This is a genomic window from Plantactinospora sp. CNZ320, from assembly GCF_002846275.1.
In genome coordinates this window covers 1-15,639 of record NZ_PJMP01000002.1, presented here as the reverse complement: position 1 = coordinate 15,639, position 15,639 = coordinate 1, and the positions used below count along the sequence as shown (strand labels likewise).

Below are 15,639 nucleotides of genomic sequence, written 5' to 3'. Positions count from 1 at the left end.
CCACCCCCGCCACCCCCCCCGCTGACGGAGGACACCCCGCCATGGCCCGCGACACCGACGACACGTACGAACCGCTGACCGTCCTTGGACGGCCGTGGACGGCCCACGCGTGGCTGCCCCCGGTCATCGCCTGGGCATCCGCCGCCGTGGCCGCTGTCGCCGCGCACGAGGCCCGCCGGTACGGCCTGCTGACCGTCGCCGCCGGCTGGCTCTGGCTGGTCGGCGCCGTCGTCACGCTGCTGCTGGCCGGGCTCGGCGCCGCGGTGACCGCCGGCCGTTTCTACAGCCCGATGGCGCGCGGCTACATGGTGACCTGTGGGTTCCTGCTCGGCGTGTGGACCACGGTCGTGACCGGCGTCGACGGGCTGTGGTCGGGGCCGGTCGCGTGGCTGTGCTGGCTGATCCTGCTCGGCGTCTACACCGTGCTGTGGTGGGTCACCCGCCAGACGCAGATCGACCACGAATACGAAATCCAGTACGGATCCGACCCCGAACCCGAGCCGGAGCCGGAGCCGGAGCCGGAGCCGACCGAGGAAGAACGCGAGCGGGCCCGGTGGGAAGGAATGCTGGCGCTCGCCGGTGCGAAGAACCTGGAGTTCATCGACCGGATCCCGACCCGGGCCGGCTTCAGCCTCCATTTCCGGCTGCCCGATGACGGCTCGTCGACGTTCGACACCGTGCGCGGTTGCGTGGCAAAGCTGGAAGTGGTGTTCGGGCGGCGGCTGCAAGAGGTCAAGGGCCGGGGGCTGCGGCCCGGCGCTGTCCGGGTGAAGCGGGCCCGTACCCGCGAGGGCCGGGAAATCACCACCGAGGTATTCATCAGTCTCGACGTTCGGGACATTCTGCGGCACACGATCAAACTCCCGGCCGAGCACAGCCCGCTATCCATCCACGATGCATTCCCGATTGGCGAATTCGCAGACGGCGACCTGATTTACCTGACCCTCGCCGAGATTCACGCCATGATCGTCGGGCAGACCCGTAAGGGCAAGTCAAGCCTGCTCGACGTCCTGATCTACCAGGTTTCCCGCTGTGAAGACGTCCTACTGTGGGTGTACGACGGCAAGGGCGGCCGAACCGTCCGATCCTGGCTGCGGCCCTACCTCGACCGGGTCACCGACCCGTACACCGGCCGGCCGCTCGCCAAGCCGCTGTTCGACTGGGTGGCGATCGAGCGCACCGAGTACGAGCGGATGCTGATGGCGGCGATCCACGCCGCGAAGATCCGCCCCGGCCTCCTCGGCGGCTCGTCGTGGCGAGCCACCCCCGAACACCCGGCGATCCTCGTTTTCGCCGACGAGCTGTCGCAGGTCGTCGGGAACGCCGCCGGTAGCACCCTGTCCAACGACCACGACCCCACCTCGGGGCAGCTCTCCAACCTGCTGACGCAGGGTGTCTGCCTCGGCGGCGGCGAGGGAGTGTGGTTCTGGACCGCTAACCAGCGCGGCACCGTCACCCAAGGCGCGTCGGGTGACGCCAAAGCCCAGTTCGGCGGCCGGATCATCCTGCCGGTCGCGTCGACGTCGGAGGCCGGCGAGGTACTCCAAGGCTCCAGCTCCGAGGTCATCGCGCTGGCCGGCACCCTGGAGTACCCCGGCAGCGTCGTCATCGAGGGATTCGGCTACGGCGACGGCGAGCCCGGCAAGATCTGGTTCGTCGGCAAGCACGAGGAACGCGACGCCCTGATCCTGGAAGCGGTGCGGGAGCACACCCAATACCGGCCGACCTGCGACGCCGGCACCGCCGCCGCGATCGCCCAATTCGGCTACGGCGACCGGTGGACCGACCCCGACCGCACCGCGTGGATGTACGGCCGTCTCCCGGCCCGGCCGCTGACCCGCTGGTACGTCCACCGACCCGCCACCCCGGCCGCACCGGCCGCACCGGTGGCCACCGTGGCGCGACAGACGACCGCCGACACCCTCGGCCTGACCGACCGCCTCCGAAACAACCCGTTCGCACAGGACGCCGTCGACCCGGACGCCGCGTTCCAAGCGATCGTCGACGTCAACGGCGCGGAACTCGCCGCCCGGGCCGCCCAGGTCGTCGGCGAGGCGACCGGAACCACGCCGCCGGCGCCGCAGGTCCCGATTGTCGAGGTCCGCCGCCCGATCACCTTCGAGACGGTGTCCCCGGCCATCGTCGAGATCGTCGACGCCGCCGGCCCCGCCGGAATCGACGTGCCCGGCATCAACGCCGCGCTGGCGCAGCGCGACCTGATGCCCGACCGCGCGACGACGTACGGATGGTGTAACAAGCTGGTAGACGCGCGGCAACTCGTCCGCCCCGCCGGCGGTCGCGGCGCTCTCCTCTACACCCCCCGCCACTGGCGGTAAGTCCGGAAAGGACACCCATCGTGGACATGACAGAGATCATCTATCGGGTAGACGGCGGCGAGCTGTGCACGCAGATCGGCCGCGTACCCCGGATCGGCGAGACACCGATCATCGAGAACGGGTTGACCGGTACCGCCCAGCGGTACCGGGTCACCGCCGTCTCACCGATCCTCGGATCGAGCACCGGTCACACCAGCATCGCCGGCCACCTCGTCGACGGCCGCCCCCTGGCCGTCCGCGAGGAACGGGTGTACGTCGACCTGGTCCCCATCGCTGTCACACCGACGACACAACATGTAGCCCAAACATTGACCACCGCCTAGCCTGAACCAGACCGTCAGGCGCCCGTCCGCTGGCCGCTGTACCCCCGCACCCCTGAGGAGACCCCGCATGCCCACCACGGCGCTCGGCCTGACGCCGGTCACCAACGACACCACCACCACGGCTTTCCTCGCCGAAGCGCACCGGATCGCGGTCGCCGCCCACCAGGTCGCCGAGCGGATTACCGCGCTGCACGACAGCGACGCATTCCGCCGGCAGGCCCGTCCCGTCGACGGCCTCCGAGCGCAGCGGGCCGCCGGCCAGATCCGCCGCGCCGGCGTCGACCTGGCCGCCGTCCTCGCCCGGCTACACACCGCCGCCGTCGACGCCGGCCACTGCGGGCACGGCTACCCGGTCGGCGGCCCGTGCCACGGCTGCGACCGTGACGCCGCGCAGCTTCGGCCGGAGCCGACCCGATGACCGGCCGGGCCGAGAAGCTGCCCCGGGCCCGCCGCCCGTGCGTCGAGTGTCCGTGGCGGCAGGACGTCGAGCCCGGCCAGTTCCCGGCCGACCGGTACGACCACCTGGCCGCGACGTCCGCGCCGTTCCGGCCGCCGCCGATCGACCACACCGACCCCGAGGCCGCGATCGCCCAGGCGGCCGAGATCACGCATGCAGGTCTGGAAACGCCGATGTTCGCCTGCCACAAGTCGCCGGAAGGGGCGGAGTACGCGTGCGCCGGCTGGCTCGCGTCCGGCGCCGCGAACGATCACCTACGGATCCGCCTCATGCTTGCGACCGGCGCACTCCCACGCGAGGCGATGCGACCCGGTCCGGACTGGCCGCCGCTGTTCGACTCGTACGACGAGATGGCCGCCCGGCAGGCCCGCCGACACGATCCGAGCGACGGAGCGCAGCCGTGACCGCCCCGGCAACCGGCCGGGAGGACGTACGCGACCTGCCGGCCGGCCAGCTCGCCGAGCTGCTCCGCGAAGCCGTCCAGGACGACCACGACGGCCACCGCGCGGCCGTGCACATCCTCACCAGCTACAACCGCGGCGACCTGCTCAACCTGCCGCAGGTCCGGCGGCACCTGTTCGGGAAGGGCGGCAGTGTCTATATCCAGTGGCGGGATCTCGCCACCGAGACCGCCGGCCTGGCCGCTGAGTCGGAAGCCGGGCACGTCGTCGACGTCGCCTGTTCCCTCGCCGACGAACGTCCGGTGACGCTCGGCCGGGTGGTCGCCGCGTTCGACCGGACGAACCGGCGGGTTCTGCTGGACGCGGTCGCGATCGCGGTTGGGATCGACCCGGCCGGCGTGTCGACGGCCGCGTACCGGATCGGTCTGCTGTCCGTCCACCTGACCGCCAGTCACGGCGTGTCGCCCGACGAGCCCGACCCGGTGCAGCGGGCTATCAGCATGCTCGACGACTACCGGGATCGGATCGACGTACAGCATGAGCCGCTCGCGTACCGGCTCTACAGGGATCAGGCCCGGGCTATCGGCCTCGACGAGCAGGCCGCCGCGCAGGCTTGGTATGGCCACCAGGTCGATCGGCTGGTCTGGCTCCAGCGGGCCGCCGCCGTGCTCGGCAAAGATCGCGACTGACCACTCTATAGCGCGCTTGAGACAAATCTATAGCGGGCTATAGGATGGGTGTATGGCGGAGACGTTCACCATCACCCGGGACATCGCCCGATACAGCGACCACGACAAGCCCTGTCACCGCTGGTCCCTCACGATCGACGGTGTCACCGTCTCCGAGCTGTGGGTGTCGACCGCGACCGGCGAAATCGTGCAGGTCGAGACCCCCGCCGAGCACCAGGGCAACGGGTACGCGACGGCGCTTTACCAGGCCGCCGCCGCCGAGATCGCCATCTATCACGCCCCCGAGGCGCATCGCACCTACCAGGGCGACCGCTTCGCGCGCTCGGTCGGCGGCGACTCCCTGCCCTGCACGGACGGATGCTGCGAACCGAACCCGACTTCGACGACGAAGACTAAGGATCCCAACATGACCAGCACGATCACCCTGCCCCGACCGGGCTCCATCCACCAGATCACCGCCACGTACCAGCTCGCCGACGGCGGCTGGCACACGCAGAAGCTCGACGCGCTCATTCTCGACGCCACCGTGGACGACGACGGCGTGCACGTGCTGTGGCAGCCGATGACCGGTACCGGAGCCGACTACCTGCCCGACGCCGTGGCCACCGAAAGCACCTTCCCGCGCATGGAGTGGCCGGCCGACACGATCCGCTGGGACCGGTCGACGACCTCCACCCCCGGATCCGGCCGCCCCGAACAGGTCGGCCTCGGAGCCGTGACCGGCACCTACACCCCCCGCGACGAGGCGTACAACGGCGTACCGGTGCTGCGGGAAGCGGCCCGCCGGGCCCTGGAGCAGCACGCCGAATGGATGACGCAGCCGAGCACCCTCCGCGCCGAGATCCGCCGCGTCACGGCCCTGATCGCGGCTCTGCCGAAGCGACGGGATGACCTGATCCGCCGCGCGTACGCCGTCGACGTGCCCGTGTCGGCCCTTGCCGACGACGCCGACCTATCCGAGGCCCGGATCTACCAGATCCGCGACGGCCGCCGCTGACCGGGAGAGACCGCATGGACAAGCAGCCACTCACCCGACAATGGCTCATCTACTGGCACACCTACCGCGCCAGCACGACCCAGCTCCGCACCGCCGACATCGGCGCTCGCTGGTTCCTGCTGTCGCTGACACGCCCCGAGGCCACCGCACCGGTCGCGGCGGCTTGGGCCCGGCTCGGCTACCTTCCGGAGGAGGCCGAGCCGCAGATCGCCGCCGGGATCACGCCCGCCACCGTGGCCGAGATGGAGCAGTACGTCGCAGAGCGACCGGTCGCCGGCGGAGAAGAGACGGCCGCGCAGCGGATCGCGGACCTGATCGAGTCGGGAGAGTTCGGCCCCGGAAGGCTGGTCGACCCCGACCGGCTCATCCGCATCCCGGACCCGACCGACCCGACCCGCGAGATCATCACGATCCGCGACGAGCAGTAGAGACGGGCCCGGCCCGGGGGAGGCGTTCCCCAGGCCGGGCCCGTCTGTCTGTACTGGTCAGAGCACGTAGAGGCCAAACTCGCCCATCGGCGCTACCTCGCGGATCTCGTACACCCGCCCGCGCTCCAACCTGACCTCGCCGTCCGCCGTCGGGAGCGTGTCGACGAGCTGCCCGTCAAGCGGCTCCGCCAGCCGGTACACGTGCCCGTCGGTCCACCCATCGGCGGTGATGTGCCAGCCGGTGCCGTCGTGCTCCAGCCGCCGCACCTCGCCCCGACTCAGCCACGCCCGATTCCACCCGTCGTTACGGGCCGGCCGGCCCACGGGCGCGAACCGGAGCCCGTAGCCGATGTCACCGGCGTGGTCGCCGGTGCGGTGCGATTCGGTGACTAACTCGCCGACCAGCGTCCCCGTGTGCGCTTCGGTCCTCACTGCCACACTCCCTCGTAGATGATTTCGTTCCGATCGCCGGGCAGTGTCGTGATCGTCACCGCTACCACCCGATCCTCTGCGGTCTTCCGGATCCGCAGATGCCTTACGACGGCCACCCCCGGGCCGCACTTGTAGAGATTCCGCTCGGCGACGCTCGCTGGCCGCCACCGCATCGTGTCCCGGTAGGTACGCCACCCGATCCCGCGTTCCTCCAGGACCGCGTACGTGCCGGGCAGGATGTCGGCGGGTAGCTCGATCGGCGACCCGGTCACGTCCGAGCGCCGAAACAAAGTGTCAGCGGTCGCGTGCAGCCGCTCGTCGGCGTACCGCCGACGTCGCCGCACGATCAACGGCTCACCCACCGGAACATCGAACATCGCCGCGTGCTGTTCGTCAGCGAGGAGCAGCTCTGCCGCGATCTCCTCCCGAGGCGTGCCGCCCTGGCTCCGAATCTGCATCGACCAGCCATCCGCCGGCGAGACGTCGACGACCTCGTTACGTTCCGGCTGCGAGGCGACCCAGACCATCGTGTGCTGCTCACGAACCCGCCAACCCCGACCCGGCTGCGGCAGAATGAGCCCTTCGTCGGCCAGTGTGGTCAGCGCGGTCCGGATCGTGTACCGCGACACCTTGAGGCGCTCGGCGAGGTCCGGCTCACTCGGCAGCCGGTCGCCCGGCTTCATGTCGGCGATCGCGCGCCGGAGCTGATCAGCAACATCGACATGCAATGCAGTAGTCACTGTAGGTCTCCCTGGCTCCCTGGCTGCCTGGCTGCCTGGTTCGCATGGTCTGCCCGGTACGCCTGGTACGTACCAGAATACATTGCGTGTCGACGCTTGTTGCGCGCGTCACATCGACTCTAGTCTCATCGTACGGCTTGGCTGATCAGTCGCACCAGTGGCCAAGCCAGACAAGCCCCGGGAAGGTGCCGCGCGTCGTACGGCCCCTAGGCAGCGAGCGGGATACCAGCACCCCCGTGCGAGCCGCGCGGCACCCTCCCGGCCACTCACCCGAGACTGGCTGCGGCCGGTCCCGGCCAGGCCCCCCCACGAGCCGGCCGGAACCGTCCGCAGTCTGACGCGGAGGGGAGCGGCGGCGTCGTTCGTGGTGTTCGCCCGCCGCCCCCTCCGCCCCACCGGTACCGGCCCGGCAAGGGGAGTCGACGACATGCTGTGGGACTGGCCCCAACGACTACGAGCAGCCATAGACGCGGCCCACGCCAACGCGCTACGCGAGTACGGCGAAGCCATCGGCGCTCAGATCCAGCAGGCCGAACAGGACGCCGCGCGTATCCGCGTGCTCGCCCTGGCCGCCGAACTCCCACCCGAGCCCGGCCGCCACTACCTGCCCGACCTCGGCGGCCCCGTCACACCGCCGCCACCAGCGCCGGCCGTCCCCACCGTGCCGATCCCCGGCCCGGCCACGCCACCCGGACCAGCACAGTGACCCGCGAGAGACGGACGCCACCACCGGCCCGACCGTCAACATCCGAAGTGGACGCGGCGGCGGCCCACGCCGCCAAAGAGGCACACGTGATCGACACCGCCCACGCCATCAGCCGATCACATGACCCCGCGACGTGCCATTTCTGCGCCATCGCCCGCCGCCCCACCGGCTTCGGCTGGCTCCGCCGCAGCCGTCGCGGCTGCTGGCTCCTCACCACGGCGGAACTGATCGTGCGTCGGTCAGCCGAGCGCGGCCTGAACCGACACCAGACGTAACGCACAGTCACGGCCCCTCCCGTCATCGGAGCTAGGCAGTGACCCTGCATGGAAAATAGCCAGTCACCAAAATAAATATCAGCAGGCCGGGAGGCGTGTCCGTCGCCGCTAACCCCTAGGAACCGCTATTCCCACGGGTTAGGCTGCCCCGGTCAACATCAGGAGGTAACCGGAATGCCCGCTCCGATGGGCCACGCGCGAGTGATCTCTGTCCTGGACCTGTCGCTAACGACACCGGTCCGAGCCCGGAAAGTCCTCGACCGCTGGTCAGCGTCGACGGCCGAGAAGTACGCCGACGGGTGGGGCAAGTTCCGGGCGTGGGCTGCTGGTGAAGGCTGGACCGCCATCCCCGCCACCTCCGAAACCCTCGCCCTGTACGCCGGCCACCTGGCACAACAGGGCAAGGCACCCGCGACCATCAAACGCGAAATCGCGTCGGTACGGGCGTGGCATCGCCTGCATGGGCAACCGGTTCCCGACGGTGTGCCCGCGCTCGCTGTGCTACAGGATCATCAGGCTAGCCTCGCCCGAGCCGGCTGGAAACCACGACGCGTCGACGCGTTGCAGCTCGGCGAAGCGATCAACATCCTGGCCTCTCTCGACCGGGCGACCGTCCGAGGCCGCCGCGATGCCTGTGTGCTGCTGCTCGCCTACGCCGGCATGCTCACCGGGAAACAACTGGTGTCGATCCGCCTCCGGCAAATCTCGATCGGCCGGTCGGGCGTGTCGATCGTCCAGGTGCCGCACCACCGCACCGGCATACCAGACAGGGACGTGACGGTTCCGCACTGGACGATTGCCGGCGAGCACCGACCCGAACTCTGCCCGGTCGAAGCGGCCGCCGAATGGATCCGCTACCTGAAGGAACGCGGCGAGGGCGGGGCGGCGTGGCTGGTACGCGGTATCGACCGCAACGGCAACGTTGGCGGCATCGACCGCTGCGCCGGCGGGATGCCCGACGACGGCCGCATGAACGAGGCAAGCCTGTGGGATGTCCTGCTCGCGATGCTGGTCCGCGCCGGCGTGACCGACCCCGGCCGGTTCCAGTTCCGGTCGCTGCGGATCGCTGGGATCGTCCGCAACCGCGTCAACGGGCTGCCGATCGACCAACTCGCCGACGAGGCCGGCCTGTCGACGAACTCGGCGACCCTGACCGGCTACCTGATACGCGCCGAACGGTTGCAGATCGAAGCGGCGACCCGTCCTGACCGTCCGGTCATCTGATCACACCGGTTCCGCGCTGGCAGGCGGGCTGTTGCGCGCTACAGTGATCGAACACCGCGCCGCCGGGTGAACGCTCGCACAGGCGTTCCGGTCGGGGAGGCACAACCCCGGCCGGTGACCCGCCGGGGTGGTCGTAGGTATCGGGAACTACCTACAGGAGCGCACGATGCACCCTGCCGCCGTTGAGGCTGTCCGCACCATCCACCCGGCCCGCATGTCCGGGCCCGTCGACCCGCCACCGCCGTACCGGCGTGGCGGGTCGTTCCGTGTCCACCGGTAGCGGCGCAGGTCGACACAGGAAGCACCGGCCCGGCCAGCGGATCTTTTCGCTGGCCGTCGCCGGCCACGCCGCGATCGCCGTACTGTTCGGCATCGTCCGCGCCGCATGGGCCGGACTCGTCGACGTCACCTGGTGCCGGCACCACTGGCACGCCGCGATTCAGGCTGGTCGGCTCGTGTGGTCCTGCTGCGCCTGCCCCGCCTTCCGCACCGAGGAACCGCGCCGGCCCGGCCGGCGCTGCACCGTACCCCCGCAACCCTCCCGAGAGGACACGTCGCCGTGACCGCCACCATCGCCCCACCCACCACTCCCACCGGTCCGCGTGCGATCGCCGGCCTGGCCGCCGCGATGCGCGCCGAAGCCGACCGCGCCGGCGACAGCACCGGCCCGGCCGCCAACGTCTGGCACGCCGCCGCCGGCATGGTCGAGCTGCACGCGGGCCGGATCCGGGATGCGGCGCTGCTGCTGCTCGACGTCCTGGCCGTCGCCGACGCCGCGCTGCGTAACGCCGGCGTCGACCAGGAGGAGACCCGGATCCGGCTCGCTGAGACCGTCAACACCCTGTCCGGGCTGCTGGTCGGCGACATCCCCGCCCACCTCGCCCCGGCGCCGGCGCCGGTCGACATCAACCCGGGCCTGCTCGCCGACATGCAGGTGATCGCCCAGCAGTTTCGGGGCCTGGCGTACGACCCGGACGACCGGCCGGAGGAAGTCGCCGCGGTGATCGCGGCGGCGAAGGCCGCCGGCCTGGTGCCGGTCCCGTCGCGGGACATCACCCCCCGGTCCTACCGTGGCTGCACCCCACCGGAGACGGCACCGACGGCCGCCCGGGCCCGGTTCGTCGGCGGGCGGCCCGTCGACGCACCGTCGGCCGTCGACGACGTCCTGGCCGCGATGATCGCCCACCTGGCACCGCAGATGCGGCAGTACCTCGCCAGCCTGTACGGCGCCGGGCAGCGCGCGACCGGACGCGTCGATGGGTAACCGGATCCGGCTGCGCCGCAACCCCCGCCACTACCGCACCCCTCAGGCCGGCCGGCTGGACGCGTACCGGTGCGACCGGGGCGGCGGCTACACCATCACCGTCGACGTCGACCAGGGCCGGGTACCGGCCGTCATCGGCTGCCGCGCCGACTGCTGCGCCGCCGTGCCGGTCGACCAGGTGGGCCGGGCCCGGTCCATCGGCCGGCCCGCCGACTGGCCGGCGTGGGTACCGGTCGACCCCGGCTGGGAGTGGTACGCCCCGGACCCCGACACGCTGCTCCGGCTCCGATCCGCCGGCGGTGACGTGTGGACACATGTACGAACGGGTGGCCTGCTGATTCGCCGCCGTGTCGGTCGGACGCACCGGTGACCGCGCCGGCCGCCGACCGGGGGTACTCCGACGGGCTGGCCGACGACGTCCACGCCGCCGCTGGCCGGTTCCGGGCCGCGTGGTCGTGGCTCGGCGACGCCCGGATCCCGGGCCCGGTCGGCCCGGCCGCTGACCGGCCGCCGCCGCGTGACGCCGCCCGCCGTGCTGGCCAGCTCGCCGAGCAGCTCGCCGCCGACCGGGCCGCCGCCGCCGCGTCGATCCGTATGCGGATGGCGCCCGGCCGGGACCGGCCGCCGCCGGCCCGTCTGCACGCCATCGAGGCCCGGCAGCGGATCGCGGACGCGATCACCACCCTGGCCCACCGGCTGTGGACCCACGTTCACGGGCCGGGCCCGGCCGGTGACGCCGCCCGGGCCCGAGCGATCGTCGACATCGACATCGACCGGGCCCGGGCGGTCGTGGTCCCGTGCGACTGGTGCGCCGGCACCGGTGTGACACAGCGGCCGGCCGGCTGGTCCTGGGAGTGGCCAGCCGACCCGCCGGCCTGCCCCCGCTGCTACCTCGGACGGGTGCCGACCGGCAACCGCTGCCCGGGCTGCTACGCCGCCGGCTGGTGCGGCTGCGACCGTACCGATCTCCTCGTCGGCCTGTCCCTGGATCTCCTCGTCGGCCTGGTCGACGTCGTCAACGTCGAGACCGCCGCCGGTGTCGAAACGGTCCTCAACGAGGCCGCCGACCGGGCGGAAGCGGCGGCCGGTGCCGGCCGCGACCGGCGGCAGATTCCGGGCCCGACCCCGCCAGAGTGCCCGGTGTGCGGATCGCGGGAACTGCACGCGGAAGTGTCTTCACCGAAACGCCGGGAGTGGTCGATCCGCTGCCTGGGCCCCGACTGCTACTGCCTGGGCTGGGGATGCCCGTGCGGGATCGGCACCGCCCGCCGCGAGGGTCGGCGGCACGTGTGGCCGGCCCGCCGCTGGGACGGCCCCGACGGGCTCGCCGCGCGACTCGGTGTGACCCTGCCCGGTACCCGCCGCTGGGACTGGCCGAAGGTGCTCGCCGAAGCGCACGCCATGAACCGGGACTACGACCGGCGGGCCGCTGAACTCGACAAGAAACCGCAGGCCACGCCACCGCGCCGCCGTCGGAGAAAGGACCCCAACCAGTGACATCGAGCAACCCGAACTATGTATTTCCGGACTGTCCCGACTGCGGAAGACCGGTCCAGACGACCGACCTTGACCAGGGTGGCGAGTATGAGCCGCTCGGCGGTGCCGATCCGGCGGTCGGCCGGTTCCGCGCCCGGGCCAGTCAGGTTGCCGGCGTCGTCGGCCTCGCCCCGCGTCCGGTCGCCGGTGCGCCGGACCTCGACCGGCTCACCCTGCACCCGTGCGGGCACCACCTCGACGGCGACGCCGCCGCCGCCTACAACCTCCAGGCGGTAAACCTCACCTTCCCCAACTTCGCCGTACGGATCGTGGTGGTGGTGCCGGCGTCGGTCACCGGACGGGCGGAGCCGACCCTGTACGACGTTCGCACGACAGCCGGATACGACGAACTGGTCACCGAAGCCGCCGCCGCCGACGTCGACCCGATGGCCGACCGGATCCGCCGGCTGGCCGAGCAGGCGATTACCGCGCTGCCGGACCTGCGGCCGTGCTGCCCGCCGTGGTTCCACGCCGGTGAGCCGGCGCCGACCGTCGGCGCCGACCGGTGAGCGCCGGCCGGGTGTGGGCCGGCCCCGTCGGCGCCGACCCGCCCACGACGCTCGACGTCGGCCGCGAGTTCGTCGACGTCGGATACACCGGCGACCCCGGGCCGCGGTTCCCCGCCGAGACGCCGGCCGACGAGCTGCCCCCGGGAGGCTTCTACCGCCGCCGAGCCGTGATCCGCGTAACCCGCGCATCCCTGCTGACCCACGTCGCGATCCGGATCCTGTGCGGCCTGCCGCTCCGATCCCGACACCTACGCGACCGGGCCGCCCGGATCCAGGACGCGCACCGCCTCTACCGGCCCCGCCAGCACAGCCGACACCGCCGGCGCCGACGCCGACGCCGCTGACCATCCACCCCCGCAGGTACAGGAAGGCCCCCGCATGACCGACCACCCCACCGACCAGCCCGATCGGGTCCTCGCCATCCGCATGCACGCCCTGGAGATGGCGACCACACTCGTCGTTGACGGGCCCAGCGCCCCGTACGCGACCTACACCCCGGGCAGAGGCGCCCCGCCCCGGCCGCCAGCGATCGCCAGCGACGGGGACCAGGTCAGCGCCGTGATCGCGGTCGCCGAACAGTTCGCCGAATGGCTGGAGCGCGGCAGCCGCCCGCCGGTCGCCCCGGTCGCCGCTATCTCGCTCGTCCCACCCAACCACGACTAGAACCGTGACCGTCGATATAACACACAGCCACCAAACATGAAACCTGCACGGTTACCGCTCAGTTTCGATGCCGGGATCACCGGCCCAACACCGCACCACCCCGCAAACCCGTAACACACAGTCACAACGGGGGACAGCAACATGATCGAGCGCGACGGCGTCCGCTACCTCACCGCCTCAGAAATCCGCCACGAACCCGGCTACGGCGACATCACCCCCGGCCTACTCCGAACCTGGGTCGCCAGCGAGAAGATCCGCCCCGTCACCGTCGGGGAACTCGCCGCCGCCCTCGGCTACCACGTACCCGCCGACATCGACCCCGACCAGCCCGCCCGGGCCAGAGGCACCAGCGGCCCGGAAAACGTCTACCGCTGGCACGACGTCGTCCGCGTCGAAACCGCCACCCGCCGCGCCCGCGTCGGCCGCCACCGAGGCCGCCAACCCCGCACCACACGACACGACCCGCCCGAACCCGTAGCAGCTTGACGGGTTGGCACGCACGTACCAAACTGTCAATCCAACGCCATCCGCAGCGCCCGCAGTGTGTCCAACGACCACCGGGCGCTGCGTCGTATCCGGCACCCGGCCAGGCGCCGGGGAGCTGTCCCGGTCGGGCACCGGGCCGCGCCACGAAGCCACACGACCTCGACGGCCAACGCTGCCCCCAAACGCTGCACAGGGGGTGGAACCGTCATGCCCGCAGCACTCGACCCCGACCGCCGCGCCGCGATCGAGCAGGCCATACGCGACGGCAACGGCACCGCCTCCTGTCGCGGCATCGCCGCCGACCACGGCGTCAGCCCGTCCACCGTGCGCCGCATCGCCAAGGACATCGGCCTGCCGGACGCGTTCGCACGTGCCCAGACCAAAAACGCGACGCGGGCGAGGGTCGCCGACATGGCGGCGCAGCGCGGCCGGCTCGCGCAAACGATGCTCGACCTCGCCGAGCACATCGCCGCCCGGGCGACCGCCCGATACGTGTACTACGTCGCGACGAAAGACGACGTGCACCGGGTCGAGCTGGACGAGCCGCCGCTGTCCGAGGTCCGGCAGGCGCTCACCGCCGCCGGGATCGCCGCCGATAAGCACATGGCGCTGATCCGGTTCGACACGAAGGACGGTGCCGACCAGCGCGCGCTGAGTCTCGTCGACGCCCTGGTCTACGGACTCGGTCTGCACCCGGACGGAGAGGCCGACATCGACGACGGCTATCCGGTGCCGCTGCCGACGCCGGAGCAGCTCGCCGGCGAGCCGGGCGACGACGACGGGTACACCCCGCCGCCGATCGACGGGGGCGGGCAGTGACGGCCGCCACCACCACGGCGGCGGCCCGGCACCCGGTACAACCGGGCCGGCCCCGGTCGACCACCCGCGTCCAGCCGGTGATTACCGCCGAAGCGCCCCGGCTGTCGCCGGCGCAGATCGCGTCCATCCGCCAGTCCCGGGCGCAGATCAACCTGTGGACCGGGGCGATCCGGTCCGGCAAGACTGTGGCGTCGCTGCTGCGGTGGCTGCTCTACATCCGCACCGCGCCGACCGGTGGCCGGCTCGTCATGATCGGCCGGACGAAAGACACGCTCAACCGCAACGTGTTCTCGGTGCTCACCGACCCGGCGATCTTCGGCGCGCTCGCGTCGGAAGTGCACTACACGCCGGGCGCGAACGTCGCGGTCATCCTCGGCCGGGTCGTCGACGTGATCGGCGCGAACGACGCCCGGTCAGAGTCGCGGTTGCGTGGCCTGACCTGTGTCGGCGCGTACGTCGACGAGGCGACGCTAGTCCCACGTGAGTTCTGGGTGCAGCTTCTCGGCCGTACGAGCGTCGACGCGGCGAAGATCTTTGCGACGACGAACCCGGACAACCCGGCTCACTACCTGCGGCGGGACTACCTGCTGCGGGCCGACGAGCCGGCGATGAACCTGCGGCACTGGCACTTCACGATCGATGACAACCCGGTGCTGTCGGCGGCGAAGAAGGCCAACTACAAAGCCCAATTTACCGGTTTGTTCTATAAGCGGTTCATTCTCGGCTTGTGGGTTGCCGCCGAAGGCGCGATCTATGACATGTGGGACGAAGATCGGCACATTGTCGATGATCACGAGTTGCCGCTGATCGAGCGGTGGCTGTCCGTCGGCGTCGACTACGGCACGTCGAACCCGTTCGCTGCCGTGCTGATCGGCCTGGGAGTCGACCGGCGGCTGTACGTGGTCAGTGAGTACCGGTACGACTCCCGCCGCACGCTGCGGCAGCGGACCGACCGGCAGTACGCCGACGCGCTCACCGCATGGCTCGCCGACGTGCCGATCCCCGGGGCGAGCCCGGGCCCGGATCCGCTGACCGGCCGGCCCCGGCAACACCGTGGCGTCAGTCCGGAATGGACGTGCGTCGACCCGTCGGCCGCGTCGTTCATCACCGAACTGAACGACGGCGGGGTGATCCTTCCGACCCGGGCCCGTAACTCGGTGCTCGACGGGATCCGAACCGTGGCGTCACTGCTGGCCACGGGCCGGCTGCTGGTCCACCGGTCATGCCGGGCGCTGATCGACGAGTTCCCCGGCTACGCCTGGGACGACAAGAAGGCGCAGAAAGGCGACGACGTGCCGATCAAGGCCGACGATCACAGCCTGGACGCGCTGCGGTACGGCATCTACACCACCGA

The 15,639-nt window shown here is 71.3% G+C and carries 20 protein-coding genes; 18 read left to right on the top strand and 2 right to left on the bottom strand.

Going from position 1 to position 15,639, the window contains the following annotated elements:
- The first annotated feature begins 41 nt into the window (after positions 1 to 41).
- The 7 genes from CLT71_RS35875 to CLT71_RS35845 all read left to right on the top strand — a co-directional run bounded on the left by CLT71_RS35875 (position 42) and on the right by CLT71_RS35845 (position 5,631).
- Positions 42 to 2,336, top strand: coding sequence for a hypothetical protein (locus CLT71_RS35875; RefSeq protein WP_101372091.1), 2,295 nt, complete (start codon positions 42 to 44; stop codon positions 2,334 to 2,336).
- Between the two features lie 20 nt (positions 2,337 to 2,356).
- A complete protein-coding gene (locus CLT71_RS35870) occupies positions 2,357 to 2,659 on the top strand; it encodes a hypothetical protein (protein ID WP_143743849.1) in 303 nt (100 codons plus the stop codon).
- Positions 2,660 to 2,726: 67 nt separating this feature from the next.
- Positions 2,727 to 3,077, top strand: coding sequence for a hypothetical protein (locus tag CLT71_RS36825; protein ID WP_143743847.1), 351 nt, complete (start codon positions 2,727 to 2,729; stop codon positions 3,075 to 3,077).
- Positions 3,074 to 3,520, top strand: a complete 447-nt coding sequence (locus CLT71_RS37680; RefSeq protein WP_199188012.1) for a DUF6283 family protein — start codon at positions 3,074 to 3,076, stop codon at positions 3,518 to 3,520. The genes CLT71_RS36825 and CLT71_RS37680 overlap by 4 nt, the downstream gene beginning before the upstream one ends.
- Entirely contained in the window at positions 3,517 to 4,206 is a 690-nt protein-coding gene (locus CLT71_RS35855) for a hypothetical protein (protein WP_101372089.1), read from the top strand. Before CLT71_RS37680 ends, CLT71_RS35855 begins: the two co-directional genes overlap by 4 nt.
- A 52-nt stretch (positions 4,207 to 4,258) precedes the next feature.
- Entirely contained in the window at positions 4,259 to 5,203 is a 945-nt protein-coding gene (locus tag CLT71_RS35850; protein WP_101372088.1) for a hypothetical protein, read from the top strand.
- 14 nt (positions 5,204 to 5,217) lie between these two features.
- Positions 5,218 to 5,631 (top strand): hypothetical protein, encoded by a 414-nt coding sequence (locus tag CLT71_RS35845; RefSeq protein WP_101372087.1) that lies wholly within the window; start codon positions 5,218 to 5,220, stop codon positions 5,629 to 5,631.
- A gap of 57 nt (positions 5,632 to 5,688) precedes the next feature.
- Here CLT71_RS35845 and CLT71_RS35840 read toward each other — a convergent pair whose 3' ends face one another.
- Both CLT71_RS35840 and CLT71_RS35835 read right to left on the bottom strand, forming a co-directional pair.
- The gene (locus CLT71_RS35840) at positions 5,689 to 6,063 is read right to left on the bottom strand and encodes a hypothetical protein (RefSeq protein WP_101372086.1); all 375 of its coding nucleotides are present in this window, start codon (positions 6,061 to 6,063) and stop codon (positions 5,689 to 5,691) included.
- A complete protein-coding gene (locus tag CLT71_RS35835; protein WP_143743845.1) occupies positions 6,060 to 6,803 on the bottom strand; it encodes a GntR family transcriptional regulator in 744 nt (247 codons plus the stop codon). Before CLT71_RS35835 ends, CLT71_RS35840 begins: the two co-directional genes overlap by 4 nt.
- Positions 6,804 to 7,230: 427 nt before the next feature.
- Here CLT71_RS35835 and CLT71_RS36820 point away from each other — a divergent pair, with 427 nt between their 5' ends.
- The 11 genes from CLT71_RS36820 to CLT71_RS35770 form a co-directional block, all read left to right on the top strand.
- Positions 7,231 to 7,509 carry a hypothetical protein gene (locus CLT71_RS36820; protein ID WP_143743843.1) on the top strand — a complete coding sequence of 93 codons (279 nt, stop codon included), beginning with the start codon at positions 7,231 to 7,233 and terminating at the stop codon, positions 7,507 to 7,509.
- Positions 7,510 to 7,958: 449 nt separating this feature from the next.
- The gene (locus tag CLT71_RS36815; protein WP_143743841.1) at positions 7,959 to 9,008 is read left to right on the top strand and encodes a site-specific integrase; all 1,050 of its coding nucleotides are present in this window, start codon (positions 7,959 to 7,961) and stop codon (positions 9,006 to 9,008) included.
- Between the two features lie 559 nt (positions 9,009 to 9,567).
- Positions 9,568 to 10,272, top strand: coding sequence for a hypothetical protein (locus CLT71_RS35810; RefSeq protein ID WP_101372080.1), 705 nt, complete (start codon positions 9,568 to 9,570; stop codon positions 10,270 to 10,272).
- A complete protein-coding gene (locus CLT71_RS35805; protein ID WP_101372079.1) occupies positions 10,265 to 10,642 on the top strand; it encodes a hypothetical protein in 378 nt (125 codons plus the stop codon). Before CLT71_RS35810 ends, CLT71_RS35805 begins: the two co-directional genes overlap by 8 nt.
- Complete coding sequence (locus CLT71_RS35800; RefSeq protein ID WP_101372078.1) at positions 10,639 to 11,769, top strand: hypothetical protein; 1,131 nt, start codon at positions 10,639 to 10,641, stop codon at positions 11,767 to 11,769. The genes CLT71_RS35805 and CLT71_RS35800 overlap by 4 nt, the downstream gene beginning before the upstream one ends.
- Positions 11,766 to 12,317: a hypothetical protein gene (locus tag CLT71_RS35795; RefSeq protein WP_101372077.1), complete on the top strand. Its 552-nt coding sequence runs from the start codon at positions 11,766 to 11,768 to the stop codon at positions 12,315 to 12,317. Before CLT71_RS35800 ends, CLT71_RS35795 begins: the two co-directional genes overlap by 4 nt.
- Entirely contained in the window at positions 12,314 to 12,661 is a 348-nt protein-coding gene (locus tag CLT71_RS35790) for a hypothetical protein (RefSeq protein ID WP_101372076.1), read from the top strand. The genes CLT71_RS35795 and CLT71_RS35790 overlap by 4 nt, the downstream gene beginning before the upstream one ends.
- 34 nt (positions 12,662 to 12,695) lie before the next feature.
- Positions 12,696 to 12,980 carry a hypothetical protein gene (locus tag CLT71_RS35785; RefSeq protein WP_101372075.1) on the top strand — a complete coding sequence of 95 codons (285 nt, stop codon included), beginning with the start codon at positions 12,696 to 12,698 and terminating at the stop codon, positions 12,978 to 12,980.
- A gap of 141 nt (positions 12,981 to 13,121) precedes the next feature.
- The gene (locus tag CLT71_RS35780) at positions 13,122 to 13,466 is read left to right on the top strand and encodes a hypothetical protein (RefSeq protein WP_101372074.1); all 345 of its coding nucleotides are present in this window, start codon (positions 13,122 to 13,124) and stop codon (positions 13,464 to 13,466) included.
- Between the two features lie 207 nt (positions 13,467 to 13,673).
- A complete protein-coding gene (locus CLT71_RS35775) occupies positions 13,674 to 14,285 on the top strand; it encodes a hypothetical protein (RefSeq protein ID WP_101372073.1) in 612 nt (203 codons plus the stop codon).
- Positions 14,282 to 15,639, top strand: a 1,358-nt coding sequence (locus CLT71_RS35770) for a terminase large subunit (protein ID WP_486483765.1), incomplete at its 3' end; no start/stop codon positions are given. The genes CLT71_RS35775 and CLT71_RS35770, both read left to right, overlap by 4 nt.